The organism is Mesorhizobium abyssinicae, from assembly GCF_049887195.1.
Classification (GTDB): Bacteria; Pseudomonadota; Alphaproteobacteria; order Rhizobiales; family Rhizobiaceae; genus Mesorhizobium; species Mesorhizobium abyssinicae.
This window is the reverse complement of the sequence record NZ_JARAKC010000002.1, coordinates 604,454-620,793: the sequence shown is the minus strand read 5'-3', so window position 1 is coordinate 620,793 and position 16,340 is coordinate 604,454. Positions and strand designations below refer to the sequence as shown.

General features: G+C 64.5%; 15 protein-coding genes. 5 read left to right on the top strand and 10 right to left on the bottom strand.

From position 1 onward, the window contains the following. Positions 1–2 precede the first annotated feature (2 nt). The gene (locus PU724_RS07535; protein WP_127282582.1) at positions 3–290 is read right to left on the bottom strand and encodes a hypothetical protein; all 288 of its coding nucleotides are present in this window, start codon (positions 288–290) and stop codon (positions 3–5) included. A 286-nt stretch (positions 291–576) separates the two neighbouring features. Between PU724_RS07535 and PU724_RS07530 the strand changes: the two genes are divergently transcribed. The 4 genes from PU724_RS07530 to PU724_RS07515 all read left to right on the top strand — a co-directional run bounded on the left by PU724_RS07530 (position 577) and on the right by PU724_RS07515 (position 4,420). Next, the gene (locus tag PU724_RS07530) at positions 577–1,710 is read left to right on the top strand and encodes an aminomethyl transferase family protein (protein WP_127392722.1); all 1,134 of its coding nucleotides are present in this window, start codon (positions 577–579) and stop codon (positions 1,708–1,710) included. A 101-nt stretch (positions 1,711–1,811) separates the two neighbouring features. Beyond that, on the top strand, positions 1,812–2,408 hold the full coding sequence (locus PU724_RS07525) for a dimethylamine monooxygenase subunit DmmA family protein (protein ID WP_354421112.1): 597 nt from the start codon (positions 1,812–1,814) through the stop codon (positions 2,406–2,408). After that, positions 2,405–3,370, top strand: coding sequence for a PDR/VanB family oxidoreductase (locus PU724_RS07520; RefSeq protein WP_354421110.1), 966 nt, complete (start codon positions 2,405–2,407; stop codon positions 3,368–3,370). Before PU724_RS07525 ends, PU724_RS07520 begins: the two co-directional genes overlap by 4 nt. 9 nt (positions 3,371–3,379) lie before the next feature. Continuing rightward, entirely contained in the window at positions 3,380–4,420 is a 1,041-nt protein-coding gene (locus PU724_RS07515) for a heme-dependent oxidative N-demethylase family protein (RefSeq protein WP_127311185.1), read from the top strand. Positions 4,421–4,778: 358 nt separating this feature from the next. On the opposite strand, the gene PU724_RS07510 is transcribed toward PU724_RS07515, so the two are convergent. Continuing rightward, on the bottom strand, positions 4,779–5,501 hold the full coding sequence (locus PU724_RS07510; RefSeq protein WP_127282587.1) for a helix-turn-helix domain-containing protein: 723 nt from the start codon (positions 5,499–5,501) through the stop codon (positions 4,779–4,781). Positions 5,502–5,760: 259 nt separating this feature from the next. Here PU724_RS07510 and PU724_RS07505 point away from each other — a divergent pair, with 259 nt between their 5' ends. After that, positions 5,761–7,119 carry an NAD(P)-binding domain-containing protein gene (locus PU724_RS07505; protein WP_128273406.1) on the top strand — a complete coding sequence of 453 codons (1,359 nt, stop codon included), beginning with the start codon at positions 5,761–5,763 and terminating at the stop codon, positions 7,117–7,119. 27 nt (positions 7,120–7,146) lie between these two features. Here the strand turns inward: PU724_RS07505 and PU724_RS07500 are convergent, their stop codons facing one another. From PU724_RS07500 to PU724_RS07465, 8 genes are all read right to left on the bottom strand, one after another. After that, a complete protein-coding gene (locus tag PU724_RS07500; RefSeq protein ID WP_354421107.1) occupies positions 7,147–7,524 on the bottom strand; it encodes a GFA family protein in 378 nt (125 codons plus the stop codon). 38 nt (positions 7,525–7,562) lie between these two features. Further along, on the bottom strand, positions 7,563–9,542 hold the full coding sequence (locus tag PU724_RS07495; RefSeq protein ID WP_354421105.1) for an ABC transporter permease: 1,980 nt from the start codon (positions 9,540–9,542) through the stop codon (positions 7,563–7,565). Further along, positions 9,539–10,618 carry a quaternary amine ABC transporter ATP-binding protein gene (locus PU724_RS07490; RefSeq protein ID WP_127310445.1) on the bottom strand — a complete coding sequence of 360 codons (1,080 nt, stop codon included), beginning with the start codon at positions 10,616–10,618 and terminating at the stop codon, positions 9,539–9,541. The genes PU724_RS07495 and PU724_RS07490 overlap by 4 nt, the downstream gene beginning before the upstream one ends. Before the next feature lie 75 nt (positions 10,619–10,693). Beyond that, positions 10,694–11,668, bottom strand: coding sequence for an ABC transporter substrate-binding protein (locus PU724_RS07485; RefSeq protein ID WP_127282592.1), 975 nt, complete (start codon positions 11,666–11,668; stop codon positions 10,694–10,696). Positions 11,669–12,052: 384 nt separating this feature from the next. Beyond that, positions 12,053–12,838, bottom strand: coding sequence for an SDR family oxidoreductase (locus PU724_RS07480; protein ID WP_354421103.1), 786 nt, complete (start codon positions 12,836–12,838; stop codon positions 12,053–12,055). A gap of 8 nt (positions 12,839–12,846) precedes the next feature. Next, on the bottom strand, positions 12,847–13,614 hold the full coding sequence (locus PU724_RS07475) for an SDR family oxidoreductase (protein ID WP_127282594.1): 768 nt from the start codon (positions 13,612–13,614) through the stop codon (positions 12,847–12,849). A 131-nt stretch (positions 13,615–13,745) separates the two neighbouring features. Further along, entirely contained in the window at positions 13,746–15,254 is a 1,509-nt protein-coding gene (locus PU724_RS07470) for a sugar ABC transporter ATP-binding protein (protein ID WP_127282595.1), read from the bottom strand. Positions 15,255–15,275: 21 nt separating this feature from the next. Next, on the bottom strand, positions 15,276–16,214 hold the full coding sequence (locus PU724_RS07465; protein WP_127282596.1) for a sugar ABC transporter substrate-binding protein: 939 nt from the start codon (positions 16,212–16,214) through the stop codon (positions 15,276–15,278). Between the last annotated feature and the right edge of the window lie 126 nt (positions 16,215–16,340).

The following is a 16,340-nucleotide window of genomic DNA, read 5'->3' as shown; positions in this document are numbered from 1 at the left end:
GTCTACCCCTTGCGGTTGCGGAACGCGTCGGCGTTCTTGATGTCGAGCCCGTAGATGAAGTCCTTGTCTTCCTTGTAGTGGTTGACCATCGCCAGGATGGCGGCCGTGTTGAAGATCAGCACGGCGCCGGCGGCGACCGCGACGACCAGCTTGATGCCGGCGTGCGGAATGTATGGCCATGTCATGATGAGGACGAAGAGGATCGTCGCCCACAGGCAAATGATCAGGAGCGCGGATCCGCGCACGTCGGAACGGTACAGCGCTTCGATGCGCTGCTGCAGGTCGGACATCGGTTTTCCCCTTCTCTCGACGTCCGGTCCCGAATCGGCCGGGCGTCTCACTCTTTCAACAGAGTGAAATTTTTTTCATAAATTCCGACCGAATTCCGGAATTGTCAAGCCGCATTTCGGCGTTGTGAACCGTTCGTTCCATGTCAAGAAATTTGCCTGACAATGAAATTATTTGCTTCAAGGGGATTGCAGCGCTTCGTCGTTTGCGGTCAATATTCGATCAAAGCTCCGGCCATCGAGCCAAGGAGCAGGGAACAGCAATGACTTTCTGACGGAGGACGATCGGATGACGGCATCCTGGAGATTTTCGACCTTGGCGGACCGCCATCGCGCGCTCGGCTCGAAGCTCGAGGACTGGAGCGGCATGGGCACCGCCTGGACCTACGACAAGGATGCCGACGAGGAATATGTCGCCATCCGCACCAAGGCCGGCCTGATGGACGTCTCCGGCCTGAAGAAGGTTCACATCACCGGGCCGCACGCCGCGCACCTCATCGACCTCGCCACCACCCGCGACGTCGAGAAGATCTATCCCGGCAAGTCGGCCTATGCCTGCATGCTGAACGAGGCCGGCAAGTTCACCGACGACTGCATCATCTACCGCATCAGCCCCAACAGCTGGATGGTCGTGCACGGCTCCGGCACCGGCCATGAGGAGTTGCAGCGCGCAGCGGCGGGCCGCGACGTCTCGCTACGCTTCGACGACAATCTGCACGACCTCTCGCTGCAGGGCCCGACCGCCGTCGACTACCTGGCCAAGCACGTGCCGGGCATCCGCGACCTCAACTACTTCCATCACATGCAGACGCAGCTCTTCGGCTTTCCCGTCATGATCTCGCGCACCGGTTACACTGGCGAGCGCGGCTACGAGATCTTCTGCCGAGGCCAGGATGCCGGCACGATCTGGGACAGGATCCTCGACGAGGGGAAGGGCGTCGGCATCATCCCGTGCCGCTTCACCACGCTCGATATGCTGCGCGTCGAGAGCTACCTGCTGTTCTATCCCTATGACAATTCCCAAAAGTATCCGTTCGAGAGCGAAGGCCCCGGCGACACGCTGTGGGAACTCGGCCTCGACTTCACCGTCAGCCCCGGCAAGACCGGCTTCCGCGGCGCCGAGGAGCACTATCGCCTGAAGGGCAAGGAGCGCTTCAAGATCTACGGCGTCCTGCTCGACGGCAGGGAGCCGGCCGACGAGGGCGCGCCGGTCTATCGCGACGGCAAGAAGGTCGGCGTCGTCACCTGCGCCATGTATTCGCCGCTGGTCGAGAAGTCGATGGGCATCGCCCGCCTCGACGTCGACTGCGCCGTCAGGGACACCAGGCTCGAGATTCGCAACAGGAGCGGCTCGATCAGGGCGACGGCGCAGCCATTGCCGTTCGATGATCCCAAAAAGACCAAGCGCACCGCCAAGGGCTGAGGCATTATCAACGGGGAGGGGTTTCGAGGCACTAGAGCATGATCCCGAAAAGTGGGAACCGGTTTTCGGAAAAGATCATGCTCCAACTGATCTAAGGAAGAATGGCAGCCAAGACGATCATCAGCCGGCCCGTTTACGGAACCCTGTCTCCGCAGGCCGGCAAGCACCACCTTTTCGTAGCGGATGCCGAAGGCGCGCTCGCGATCATCGACATGGCCGGCAACGCGCCGGCCGGTTTCTTCGACGGCGCCGAGATCGTCTTCATTGCGGCTCCAGACGGCAAGCACATCGCCGCTCTCGAAGCGCTGAAGCCGGCACAGCTCCATCTGCCGCCGTCCTTCGCCAGCCTGCTGCCGCGATTGAGGCAGACGCTGACCAACGCCCATATGGGCCTGCGCCTCTATCTTAGCGGCACCGAAGGGCTGATCGGCCAGGCCATGCAGGTGGCGCTCGAGGCCGGCATCGACCACACCTCCATGCAGACCGAGCATCGCGGCTCGCTGGCGCGCCGCATGCAGTGCGTGCACTGCAAGGGCATCACCGAGAACGTGACGACGCAGCCGGCAACCTGCGCGCATTGCGGCCTGCTGCTTCTGGTGCGCGACCACTATTCGCGGCGCCTCGCCGCCTTCCAGGGCGTCTGCATCAATGCCGAGGATCGCTCAGAGATTCCTCCGATGGAGGAGGTCTTCCGATGAGCACCGGCACCACCAAGCTCGATGTCGTCGTCAGCGATGTCGTTCCCGTCAACGATCTGGTCACCCGCTTCCATTTCCGCCGCCGCGACGGCGAACTCCTGCCGACCTTCTCCGGCGGCGCCCATGTCGTGGTCGAGATGCGCGACGGCGACCGCACCAGGCTCAACCCCTATTCGCTGATGGGCTCGCCGCTCAATACCAGCGAATACACGATCTCGGTGCGCCGCGACGATGTCGGCCGCGGCGGCTCGCTGTTCATGCACAGGTCGGTCAAGCCCGGCCTGGAGATGGTGATCAGCTATCCGGTCAATCTGTTCTCGCTGGATCTCAGGGCGAGGAAGCACCTGATGCTGGCCGGCGGCATCGGCATCACGCCGTTCATGGCGCAGACGGCGCAACTGGCGGGGTCGGGAGGCAATTTCGAACTGCACTACACCTGCCGCACCGCTTCGCTCGGCACCTATGCCGATATACTGCAGCAGCGCTACGACCGCCGGGTGAAGCTGTACCATGACGATCGCGACGAGCGCATCGATCTCGACCGTCTGCTTTCGACGCAGCCGCTCGGTACGCATCTCTATGTCTGCGGCCCGGCCGGCATGATCAACTGGGTGCGCGACCGCGCCGCCGCTCTCGGCTGGCCGTCGGAGACCGTGCATTTCGAGCATTTCGCGGCGCCGCAGCCCGGCGCGCCTTTCGATGTGGCGCTGGCCGTCAGCGGCAAGACGATCCGCGTCGGCCCGCAGCAGAGCCTGCTCGAGGCGATCGAGGCCGCCGGCGTCGATCCGCCCTATCTCTGCCGCGGCGGCGTCTGCGGCCAGTGCGAGACCAATGTCATCTCTTCCGACGGCAAGTTCATCCACAACGACCACTGGCTGAGCGAGGAAGACCATCGTTCCGGCTGCAAGATCATGCCTTGCGTCTCGCGCTTCGAGGGCAAGTCGCTGGTCCTGGAAAGATAGGAGGCGAGCTTGGGCATCACCTTTCGCAAGGAAACCTTTCGGGACGACTACACGTTCAGGAACAGCCCGGAGCACATCAGGCGCTTCCCGTTCCCGTTCAACGAAGACAGCTACATGTATGCCGTCAACATCGAGCCGCATGTCGTCGGCCCGAAGGGCAGCGTGCTGGAAAACCTGATCGACGTCGACGAGCACTATGTCGCCGAGATGCAGGATCGCGCTTTGGTTCTGGCCGAGGATCCGCTGCGCTGCCAGTCGCTGCCGCACATGACGCTGGCCGGCTGGGACCTGCTCGAGCTGCTGATGGAGCAGCAGGCGCTCGGCTATCCCGAGCATTTCACGCTGACCCGCGACGGTGACCGCTGGCGCTGGATCAACCGGCCGCTCGGCATCGACGACACCTTCACCTTCGGCGACACCTCGACGCTGCCCTACGGCCCGATGGAATACATCACCCGCCAGAGCCAGGGCGATTTCTGCATCCTCGACCAGCGCGACGGCAATCTGTGGATGGATGCCGGCATGGTCACCACCCAGGCCGACTGGTCGCTCGATTTCGACATCGGCATGAATTTCTTCGAGTGGCACGCGCCGGTGCCGCTGGCGCACGAGAAGGGCATCTTCATCCGTGCGCTGAAATTCCTCACCAACATCCAGCAGGGCAAGCCGGCAAGACGGCTCAACTGGACGATGACCATCAATCCGCGCCTCGACACCAGCCCCGAGAATTATCACAAATGGGGTCCCGACCGGGCGACGGTCACGCCTGAGAATGTCGGCGACAAGGTGCATCTGCGCGTCGAGCTGCAGAGCTTCTGGCGGCTGCCGCGCTCCAACGGCATCGTCTTCCCGATCCGCTGCTACCTGATCAAGATGGACGAGCTGGTGACGCAGCCCAAATGGGCGCGGCGCCTGCACCGCGTCATCCGCGACCTGCCCGAGGAGCTCGCCACCTACAAGGGCCTCACCCGCTACCGTCCGACGCTGGTCGAGTGGCTGTCGAAGCTGGACGATGGCAGCCCGACGAGCCCGGGTTTCGGGCCGGATTAGAGCTTGTACTTCCGCAAGCGCCTTCTTCGTGAAATTCCTCGTCTCGCCAAAGGGCAACCCCTCAGCAGGAGAGAACGAAAGGAGCCGGGCGGGACAGTTTCGCACCCTTCCTCTACCCCGTCGATCGGGGGAGAGGTGTCTAGCGAAGCTCGACGGAGTGGGGGTCGACCTAGCTTCGGTCGTTAGTTCACATCTAGGCGATGGCTCCGATTGTTACCTGCCTGCCAAGATTTCAGGCCCGCTCGGTCGTGCCCACTTGTCGGCGGCTTCGCGTTTGGAACCGCCTTCCCCCACTCCGTCGCTGCTTCGCAGCGCCACCTCTCCCCCCTCCGGAGGGAGAGGAAGAGAGCCAAGCCAATCACCCAGCGCTGCTCTGCGGATAGCAGATGATCGACAGGTACCGCATCGGCAGCCGCGTCAGCTGTTCGGGCCCATGCGGCGCGTCGGCGTCGAAGAACAGGCTGTCGCCGGGCTTCATCGGGTAGAGGTTGTTGCCGTGCCGGTACACCACCTCGCCCTCCAGCATATAGAGGAATTCCATGCCCGCATGCTGGAAGGTCGGGAACACATCCGAATCCTCGGTCAGCGTGATCAGGTAGGGCTCGACGACGACGCCGCTGGTGTTGGAGCCGATATGGCCGAGCAGATTGTACTGATGGCCGGCGCGCGTGCCGCGGCGTTCGACATCGAGGCCTTCGCCGGCCTTGACGAAGACCGCGGCATGCTCCTCCTCGAAGCGGCGGAAGAAGGCGGTGACCGGCACGCCGAGCGCCCTCGACAGCGCCTGCAGCGTGGTCAGCGACGGCGAGGTGATGCCGTTCTCGATCTTCGACAGCATGCCGAGCGAAATGTCGGTGGCGACGGCGAGATCGGCGACCGTGATGCCGAGCTTCTTGCGGAATGCCCGCACCTCGCGCCCGATCGCCACTTCCAGCACCTTCTCGCGCGTGTCGCGAATGGCGTGCGGGTTCTGGGTCAGCGGCGTGCGGATCGTGCGCCCGTCGGCCGACACGGCCTTCGGCGAAGGCTTGCTCTTGGCGGCGCCGGCGCCGTGCTTGAGATCGGAAGCCTTCTTGGCCATGTCGCCCCCTGCATTCTACGGAATTATTTCACTCAAGGTGAACATATTCGTTGCCGGTACACGAGCGCAATCGTCGCAACAAGCCATCCACGGCCGATTTCTGCGTTTCCCGCTCACAGCCCGCCGGCGGTTTTTCACCGGAAGTTGCCGACGCGGAACGCGCTTTCGCCAGAAGGACCGTTGACAGCACGAGAGGTGCGATTACTGTTACTGACAGTGAAATTTGTTTCGCTGGGGAAATGAGAACGGGAGACCCGCCATGAACAGTCGCGTTGCCGTCATCGGAGCCGGGCCGTCCGGTCTGGCACAGCTTCGAGCCTTCAAGTCAGCCGCCGACAAGGGCGCCGAGATTCCGGAAGTCGTCTGCTTCGAGAAGCAGTCCGACTGGGGCGGGCTGTGGAACTACACCTGGCGCACCGGCCTCGACGAGCATGGCGACCCGGTGCACGGCTCGATGTACCGCTATCTCTGGTCGAACGGGCCGAAGGAGTGCCTCGAATTCGCCGACTACACATTCGAGGAGCATTTCGGCCGGCCGATCGCCTCCTATCCGCCGCGCGCCGTTTTGTGGGACTACATCAAGGGCCGCGTCGAAAAGTCAGGCGTGCGCAAGTGGGTGCGTTTCAACACGCCGGTGCGCATGGTCACCTATTCGGACGCAACGAAGAAATTCACCGTCACCGCGCATGACCGCAGCAACGACGTCACCTACTCGGAAGAGTTCGACAATGTCGTCGTCGCCTCCGGCCATTTCTCCGTGCCCAACGTGCCGTTCTTCGAAGGCTTCGCCACCTTCAACGGCCGCATCCTGCACAGCCACGACTTCCGCGACGCCATGGAATTCAAGGGCAAGGACATATTGATCATCGGCCGTTCCTATTCGGCTGAGGATATCGGTTCGCAGTGCTACAAATACGGCGCCAAATCGATCACCTCCAGCTACCGCTCGAAGCCGATGGGCTTCAAATGGCCGGAGAACTGGAAGGAGGTGCCGCTGCTGCAGAAGGTTGTCGGCAAGACAGCGCATTTCAAGGACGGCACCACCAAGGATGTCGATGCCATCATCCTGTGCACCGGCTATCTGCATTCCTTCCCCTTCCTCACCGACGACCTCAAGCTCAAGACCGCCAACCGCATGTGGCCGCTGGACCTCTACGAGGGCGTGGTGTGGGAGAGGAACCCGAAGCTGTTCTACATCGGCATGCAGGACCAGTTCTATACCTTCAACATGTTCGACGCGCAGGCCTGGTATGCGCGCGACGTCATCATGGGCCGCATCAAGCTGCCTTCGGCCGAGGCAATGGCCGAGCACGGCGCCAAGTGGCGCGCACGCGAGGAGACACTGGAAGACGCCGAGCAGATGATCTGGTTCCAGGGCGACTACACCAAGGAGCTGATGGACCAGACCGACTATCCGGGCTTCGACGTCGAGGCGGTCAACCACACCTTCATGGAGTGGGAGCATCACAAGGTGGAGGACATCATGGGCTTCCGCGACCACGCCTATCGCTCGCTGATGACCGGCACCATGGCGCCGCTGCACCATACGCCCTGGCTGCAGGCGCTGGACGACTCGATGGAGAGCTATCTCGAGGTGAAGGGCGTCGCGGCGGAATAGCGCCTGCGCGACCAGGCGCGCTTGCCGTCAGGCCGGCACGGCGACCCAGCCGTGCCGGCGCTTGTCGAAAACCGACCGCGTCGGCGCCGGAAAGGATGGGTCGGCGAAACAGCCGACGGCAACGGCGACCGCGGCCGGCCGTCGTGAAAGATACCAGAACACCGTCGAGCCGCACGTCTCGCAGAAGTGGAAGGCGATCGAAAATCCGCTATCGGAATTGCGCTCGAATGTCCGCGACGATCCGGTGACGTCGGTCGCGGCGGCATCGAAGAAGGCCGCGATCCCGAACGGGCTGCCGGTCCGCCGCTGACAGTCCAGGCAATGGCAAAGCGAAACGATGTCGGGCTCCTGCGGGCAGCGGATCTGCAATTGGCCGCAGGCGCAGCTGGCCGTCCGGCTGGTCATGGTCCTGTCTCCTTTGGGTGGTTTCGGCGCTTGGGGCTTTACCCCAGCCTCGCCCTGGCTTTCGCTGTCCAGGCATTGAACAGCCGGTCGGCGACGATGCCGATGAAGGCGATGGCCAGCCCCGCGACGATGCCGCGGCCGGAATCGGCCTTGGACAGCGCGATGAACACCTCCTGGCCGAGATCGCGGGTACCGACCATGGCGCAGATGATGATCATCGCCAAGGCCATCAGGATCGTCTGGTTGACGCCGAGCATGATCTCGGGCAGCGCCAGCGGCAGCTGCACGCGGAAGAAGGTCTGGCGCGGCGTGCAGCCGGAAACCTTCGCCGCCTCGATCAGCGCCGGCGGCACCTGGCGGATGCCGTGATTGGTGTAGCGGATCGCCGGCACGACGGCGAAGGCGATCGTCGCGATCATCGCGGTGACGTCGCCGACGCGGAACAGCATCACCACCGGGATGATGAAGCAGAAGGACGGCAGCACCTGCAGCGTGTCGATGATCGGCGTGACGATCTTCTCGAAGCGGTCGCTGCGCGAGGCGGCAAAGCCGATCGGGATGCCGATCAGGCATGAGATGAAGGCCGAGATGCCGCAGAGATAGACCGTCGCCATGGTCTTTTCCCACAAGCCCGTCACCGCGCAGAAGGCGGTCAGTGCCGCGACCAGCGCGGCAAGGCGCAGGCCGCCGAGCTGGTAGCCGGCAAGGCCGAGCAGGAACACCGCGCCCAGCCACGGAAAGCCTTCGCAGAAGGCGCGCACCGGATTGAGCACGTTGAGGATCAGCGCCACGCGGAAGGCCTCGATTGTGTCGAAGAAATTGATCGTCACCCAGTTCACCGCCGCTTTCCACAACGGCGCCGTCGTGAAGGTGATCGCCTTCGGCACCGCCGCGAAGGCGGGCACGAACAGGCTGAGCAGCGTGGTGGCGGCAAGGATGGCGACGGCCAGCGTCAGGTTGGGATAGCGCCGCCAGAAATTCGGGCTAGCCGCCTGGTGCGTCTGGCCCATCGCGTGGTTGTGGGCGATCGCCTGGCTCAGCCGGTCGAGCGCGATGGCCAAGGCGACGATGGCGAGGCCGGCCTCCATCGCTTCGCCGACCTTCAGCGCCCTCAGCGCCAGGAGCACGTCGTAGCCGAGGCCGCCGGCGCCGATCATCGAGGCGATGATGACCATGTTGAGGGCCAGCATGATGACCTGGTTGACGCCGACCATCAGCGTCGGCCGCGCCGAGGGCAGAAGCACGCGCCACAGTTTCTGCCTGGCCGTGCAGCCGGCCATCTCGCTGAACTCGTCGATCTCGGACGGCACGCGCTGCAGGCCGAGCATCGTTGCCCTGACCATCGGCGGCGTGGCGAAGATGGCGGTGGCGATCATCGCCGACACCGGGCTGTTGCCGAACAGGAGCAGCATCGGGATCAGATAGGCGAAGGTCGGAATGGTCTGCATCAGATCGAGGGCAGGGGAGACGACGAGCCTTTCGGCCCAGGGCTTGCGCCAGCCCCAGATGCCGACGAACAGGCCGGTGACGATGCAGAACGGCACCGCGATCGAGATCAGCGCCAGCGTCAGCATGGCGCTGGTCCATTGGCCGAACAGCGCGACATAGGCAAAGCAGCCGCCGACCAGCACACCCAACTTCCAGCCGCCGGCGGCGCGGCCGGCGAGGAACGCCGCAACGCAGACACCGAGCCATGACAGGCGCGGCAGCGTGAAGGTGTCAGCGCCATGGCCGATCTTGAAGTTCTTGGCCAGAAGATCGAGCGCGAAGTCGAGCGGCACGCCAAGCACCGCCGTGATCGAGCGGGTCAGCCAGGAGAAGTTCGTCTTTATCCACTTCATCAGCCCGCCTATCCAGTCGGCGACCGGAATGACGGCGTCGGCCGGATAATTGACCGCCCAGGGCACTTTGTCCTCGAGCAGGAACACGACCAGCACAGCGGCAAGCGCTAGCGCCCAGATCGCCAGCCAGCGCTGGACCGGCGGTCTGGCTTCGCTGGCGCTCGCCGTTACCGTCATGCGCCGGCTCCGCTGCGCTCGATGCCGGCGAGCAGGTCGATCACCGCTTGCGGCGTCACTTCGCCGATCGGCTTGCCGCTTCCGTTGATCACGGCGAAGGGCTTGCCGGCCGCGACGATACCGGCCGAGAAGCTGGCAATCTTCGCCTCCGGCGAGACTGTGCCGCCATGCTCGGCGCCGCCGCAGGCGCGCATCAGGCTCCTCGCCGAGATCACCTTGGCGCGGTCGACGTCGCGGGTGAACTCGGCGACATAGTCGGTCGCCGGATTGACCACCAGTTCTTCCGGTGTGCCGGTCTGGATGACCTCGCCATCCTTCATGATGGCGATGCGGTCGGCGAGCCGGATCGCCTCGTCGAAATCATGGGTGATGAAGACGATGGTCTTGTGCAGCATCGTCTGCAGCCGCATCAATTCGTCCTGCATCTCGCGGCGGATCAGCGGATCGAGCGCCGAGAACGGCTCGTCGAGGAACCAGATCTCCGGCTTGGTGGCGAGGCTGCGCGCGATGCCGACGCGCTGCTGCTGGCCGCCGGAAAGTTCGCGCGGATAGAAATGCTCGCGCCCGCGCAGGCCGACGAGCTCGATCACCTCGCGGGCGCGGGCCTCTCGCGTCGCCCGGTCCTGTCCCTGGATGCTCAAGGGAAAGGCGATATTGTCGAGCACGTTGAGATGCGGCAGCAGCGCGAAATTCTGGAACACCATGCCCATGCGGTGGCGTCTGAGCTCGATCAGCGCCGCATCGGAAATCTTGAGCAGGTCCTTGCCTTCGAATTCGACCTTGCCATGGCTCGGCTCGACCAGCCGCGACATGCAGCGCACCAGCGTCGACTTGCCTGAGCCGGACAGCCCCATGATGATGAAGATCTCGCCCTGGCGGATCTCGAGGTCGACGGCGCGTACCGCGCCGACCAGTCCCGCCGCCGCGATGTCGGTGGGGCTCGCCTTGCCGGCGCGCTCGCGGATGAAGCTCGCGGCATTGGCGCCGAACAGCTTCCAGACATTGCGGCAGGCAAGCTTTATCGGGCGCGCATCCCTGGGCGCACCTGCGGCCTGCGGTTCAGTCGCGTCGCTCATGCATTCGTCCTTCTGGAACGGGCAGTAGAGACCCGGCCATGCCCGGCCGGGTCTCGCAATTTCCAGTCGGAACGGTCACTGCGCCCAGGCCTTCCAGTCGGCCTCGTGGGCGGCGATCCAGGCGGCGGCGACCTCTTCCGGCGTCTTGCCGTTGAGGTCGATGTCGCCGCTCATCTTGTTGAGCTCGTCGGTGTCGATCGTATAGGCCTTGGCCACCTTGTAGGCGACCGGCCATTTCTCCTTCATGCCGCCCCAGGCATATTTCCAGATTTCGCCATGCGGCTTGCCGCAGTCGTATTTGGCGTCGGGGTTGGTGCCCCATTTGGGGTCGGTGTAGCACTCCGGCGTGTATTCGGGGAATTCGACCCACTCGCCCTTGTACTTGGCCGGCGCCCAGTGCGGCGAATAGATCCACAGCATGATCGGCGCCTTGCGCTGATAGGCGGAATCGAGCTCGGCGAACATCGCCGCGTCGGTGCCGGCATGGATGACGGTGAAGGGCAGTTTCAGCGCCTCGACGCGCTCGTCGTCAAAGCCCTCCCAGGTCACCGGGCCGCCGAGGTAGCGGCCCTTCGGCGTTGTCTCGGCCGTCGAGAAGGCCTCGGCGCATTTCGGGTCCTTCAGCGCTTCCCAGTTGGGCAGGCCGGGGCATTTCTCCTTCATGTATTCGGGGAACCACCATTCTTCCTTGGCCTTCGGGCCGAGCTTGCCCAGCCGCTCGGTCTGTCCGGTGGCGTCGGAGGCCTTCATGGCTTCGCCGGCGGTCGTGTCCCAGAATTCCAGGCCGACATCGAGGTCGCCATTGGTGAGGCCGGTGGTCAGGCTGGAGAGGTAATCGGCGGTCGGGTATTCGACCGTGTAGCCGAGCTTTTCGAGGATGCCGCCAAGAATCTTGGCGTTGAGGTTGACGCTGGTCCAGTCGAACAGGGCGATCTTGATCGGATCGCTGGATTCAGGCGCGGCGGCTTGCGCTGCCGGCGTCAGTGCGCTTGCCAGGGCAAGCGTTAGGGCTCCCATTGATGCTGTCGAAATCATGCTCCGAAGTGACATACTTGTTCTCCTGTCAAGCTCTAGAGGATTATCGGTCGTTCCCTTCTTCTGGTCTTTTTATGATTGTGTTGGAAAAGCCGGTCGCTGCGCAAGCGCCCATCCGGCACTGAAGCCGGCGCGAAAGGGTGAGATGATGCCAGGATGAAGGTGCCGTGCGGAGCGAGGCCGCGTCATGGCCGCCCGTCGATGGCTGCCGGGGCAGTCATCCGCGGTTCGATCGCCGCCGATGCGGCGCTCTTGAGCATGCGAGCCATCAGGGTCCCGTGATCCAGGCCTGGCGCGCCATGCGGCGAGCCGAAGCCGTTTCATAGGATGAAATTATATATACCAAGGTTCATGTCGCGCAACGCACAAACGCACTGAGCGATGCGCAATCCGACAGCCTCAGGACATGATCAGGCCGCCATCGATATTGATGGTCTGGCCGGTGATGTAGGCCGCATCGTCGCTGGCGAGGAAGCTGACCAGCCCGGAGACGTCCTCGCCGCTGCCGGCACGGCCCATCGGGATGTTCTTCACCCACTCCGCCATCAGCTCGCCCGGCTTGTAGTCGCCGAGCAGCTTGCCCCAGGCGGTGTCGTTATAGGCCCACATGTCGGTGTCGATGATGCCGGGGCAGATGGCGTTGACGGTGATCTTCTCCTTGGCCACTTCCTTGGCGAGGCTCTGGGTGATGCCGACGACGCCGAATTTCGAGGCCGCATAGTGCGGCGTGTAGATAAAACCCTGCCGCGCCTGGCCCGAAGCGGTATTGATCAGCCGGCCGCCCTCGCCATGCTTGCGCATGCGCCCGATCGCTTCCTGGCAGCACAGGAACACGCCCTTGGTGTTCACCGCCAGCACCTTGTCCCACTCGGCCTCGGTCATCGCTTCGATCCTGGCGATGGTGATGACGCCGGCGTTCTGCACCGAGATGTCGACGCGGCCGAATTCCTTTTCGGCGAGGTCGTAGAGCGCCGCGACCTCGTCCTTCCTGGTTACATCCATGCGCATCGAGGCAACCTTCGCGCCCGCCGCCTTGAGGCCTGCCGCGACCTCGTCGACGCGCGGATCGATGGCGCTGACCACGACCGCGGCGCCCTCCGCCGCGAAGCGTTTCGCCATCGCCGCGCCGATGCCGCCGCTGGCGCCCGTGACGACCGCCGTCTTTCCTTCAAAGCGCTTCTGCATCTTCTCTCCTACCAGCAGACGAAGCCGCCATCGACGATGAGGTCGATGCCGGTGACGAAACTCGAGGCGCGGGCCGCCAGGAACACGGTCGGTCCGACCATCTCTTCCGGCGTCGCCATGCGGCCCATCGGCGTGTCGCGCTTGAAGATTTTTATCTGCTCGGCCACCTCCGGCCGCTTGTTCATCGGCGTCAGCGTGTAGCCGGGGCTGACGACGTTGACGCGCAGGCCGCGGTCGGCCCACTCCATGGCGAGGCTTTTCGACATGTGGATCACGGCCGCCTTCGAGGAGTTGTAGTGCGCCTGCGTCAGCCCGCGATTGACGATCGAGCCCGACATCGAGGCGATGTTGATGATCGAGCCCCTGCGGCGCGGCAGCATGACGCGCGCCTCGGCCTGGCACGACAGGAACACGCCGCTGACATTGACGTCGTAGATCTTCTGCCATTTCTCCAGCGGCAGCGTTTCGGCGGGTTCGGCGCCGGCGATGCCGGCATTGTTGACGGCGATGGTCAGCGCGCCGAGTTCTTTCTCCAGGCGCTCGATCGCCGCCGACAGGTCGCTCTCGGAGGTCACCGAGCCAGTCAGCACCAGTGCCTTGCGACCGAGCGCGGATATCTTCTGCGCGGTCTCTTCCAGCCCGCCCTTCGAGCTGTGGCCGAAGCAGGCGATATCGGCGCCGGCTTCCGCGAGGCCGATGGCGATCGCCTGGCCGATGCCGCTGCCGGCGCCCGTCACCAGCGCAACGTCGCCACTGAGATCGAATAGTTTGGTCATTGGTTCCCTCCTGCCGGCTCTCGCGAAATCAAAGGGCGCCAACACTTTGTTGGCGCCCCGCGCGGTCCGGTGCCTGGGAGGCTATCACCTGCTGCGCCAAGTTTCGATTCCCCGGGTTCCTCACGTCGATCTCAGCTTGTCGCTAGCTCCATCACCGCGACATTGCTGGCTTCGCCGCGCTCGAGGATGCCGCGCTGGCGGCCGCGGCTCAGCACCAGCACGCGGTGCGAGAGCCCCAGCACCTCCTCGAGATCCGAGCTCACCACCACCACCGCCATGCCGGAGCGGGCGAGGTCGGCGATGACGTCGTAGATCGCGGCGCGGGCTCCAACGTCGATGCCGCGCGTCGGCTCGTCGAGGATGAACACCTTGGGTGGCCGTGACACCCATTTGGCGATGATCACCTTCTGCTGGTTGCCACCGGAAAGTTTCGAGACCGCCTGGTTGGGCTTGCCCTTGACGCCGAGCCGGGAGATGCCGGCCTCGGCGAATTTCTGCACTGCCCTGGGAAACACCCAGCCCTTCGGCGCGACATGGTCGAAATTGCCGAATGCCAGGTTCTCGCCGATCGTCTGCTCCAGCACCACGCCTTGCGCCTTGCGGTCTTCCGGCACCAGCACGACGCCGGCCCTGATCGCGGCGGCCGGGCCGTTGAGATGCACCGGCTTGCCGGCGACGCGCACCGCACCGGAAGAGATCGGGTCGGCGCCGGCGATCGCCCGCACCAGCTCCGTGCGCCCGGCGCCGATCAGCCCGGCGATGCCGAGGATCTCGCCTGATTTCACCGAGAAGCTGACGGCGTTGAAGCTCTTGTCCGGCGACGACAGGTTCTCGACCTCGAGCAGCGTTTCGTCGCGCGGCGGCGACTGCTTGGGGAACATGCGCTCGACGCTGCGCCCGACCATCTGCTCGACCACGGTGCGCACCGGGATGTCGGCGCGCTCGTGCCGGGCGACGATGCGGCCGTCGCGCATCACCACCACGCGGTCGGCGATCTGCGCGATCTCGTCGAGGCGATGGCTGATATAGATGAAGGACATGCCCTCGGCCTTGAGCTTGCGGATCTGCTGGAAGAGCAGCTCCGTCTCCTCGCCGCCGAGCGCCGCGGTCGGCTCGTCGAGGATCAGGAGCTCGGCGTTGAGCGTCAGCGCCTTGGCGATCTCGACCTGCTGCTGGGCGGCAATGCGCAACGTGCGCACCTTGCGCTCCGGCGAGACGTCGAGGCCGAGGCGCTTCAACTGCGCCGAGGCCTTGGCATTCATGGTCGCGCGATCGATGCGGCCGCCGCGCATCGGCAGGCGCCCGACATAGACGTTCTCCGCCACCGACAGGTCCGGCAGCAGCTTCAATTCCTGATGGATCATGCCGACGCCGGCCTCGATGGCCGCGGCCGGATTGGCGGGGGAATAGGGCTTCCCCCGCCAGATGATGGTGCCGGCATCGGGCTTGGTCGAGCCGGCGATGATGTTGGAGACGGTCGATTTGCCGGCGCCGTTCTCGCCGAGCAGCGCCACGACCTCGCCCGGCCGCACCTCGAAGCTCGCATCGGCCAGGACCTGCACCGGTCCGTAGCTCTTGCAGAGCCCGTTGACGAAGAGCCCGTGATGCGGGCTTTCGCTGTGGCGAGGGTCGGAGGACATCGCGGCGCTGTCTCGGGTGCCTTACGGATGCTTTTCGATGAACTGCGCGACATTGTCCTTGGTGGTCAGCGTCGCTTCCTGCAGCTGCTCGGCAGGGATCTTCTCGCTGGCCACCAGCTTGATCGCCGCGTCGACTGCGAGCCGGCCCATGCCCTGGGTCTGCTGCGTGGCGGTGACGTCGAACACGCCGTCCTTCAAGGCCTTCAGCGCCGCGACGTCGCCGTCGAAGCCGGCAACCCAGACCTTGTGGCCGGGATTGGCGACCTTGACCGCCTGTGCCGCGCCCAGCGCCAGCGCGTCGGCCTGGCCGAAGATGATCGACACGTCGGGATGCGACTGCAGCAGATCCTGCGTCAGCTTGAAGCCTTCGTCCTGGTGCCAGCCTTCGCTCCACAGCTCGCCGACCACCTTGATGTCGGGATAGGCCTTGAGCGCCTCGCCGCAGCCCTTCGAGCGGTCGACTTCCGGTGTCGTGCCCTTCTGGCCATGGATGATGATCATCTCGCCCTTGCCGCCGGCCTGCTTGGCGATGTAGTCGCAAACGCCCTGGGCCGAGGCGACGCTGTTGGTGGCAATGAAGGTGTCGCCCGGCGCGCCGTCGGCGTTGCGGTCGACATTGACCACTGGGATGCCGGCGGCCTTCGCCGTCTTGGTCGGCACGGTGGCGGCGGTGGCGCCGGCCGGGATGTAGATCAGCGCGTCGATGTTCTGCGTGATCAGGTCCTGCACCTGGCTGACCTGGGTCGCCGAATCGCCCTTGGCGTCGACGGTGACCACATCGATGCCCTTCTCCTTGGCGTAGGCTTCGACCGACTGCTTGATCTGGTTGAAGAAGTCGGCCTGCAGGTTGGCGACGGCCAGCCCGAGCTTCTTGGCGTCCTTGGCCGAGGCCGCGTCGGACAGGCCAAGCAGCGGGACGATGGCCGCGGCGGCGAGCAAGAGTGAACGTTTGGTCAGCATGTTTTTCCTCCGTTGATATTCAGTATGTTCCGCCCGCGCACCACGGCGCCCCTTGGCCGAACGTTCCCAGTCTCGGATCGACCGATCCGTCCATCGCCCGGAGATCCGGGCGAATTCTCATTGCGC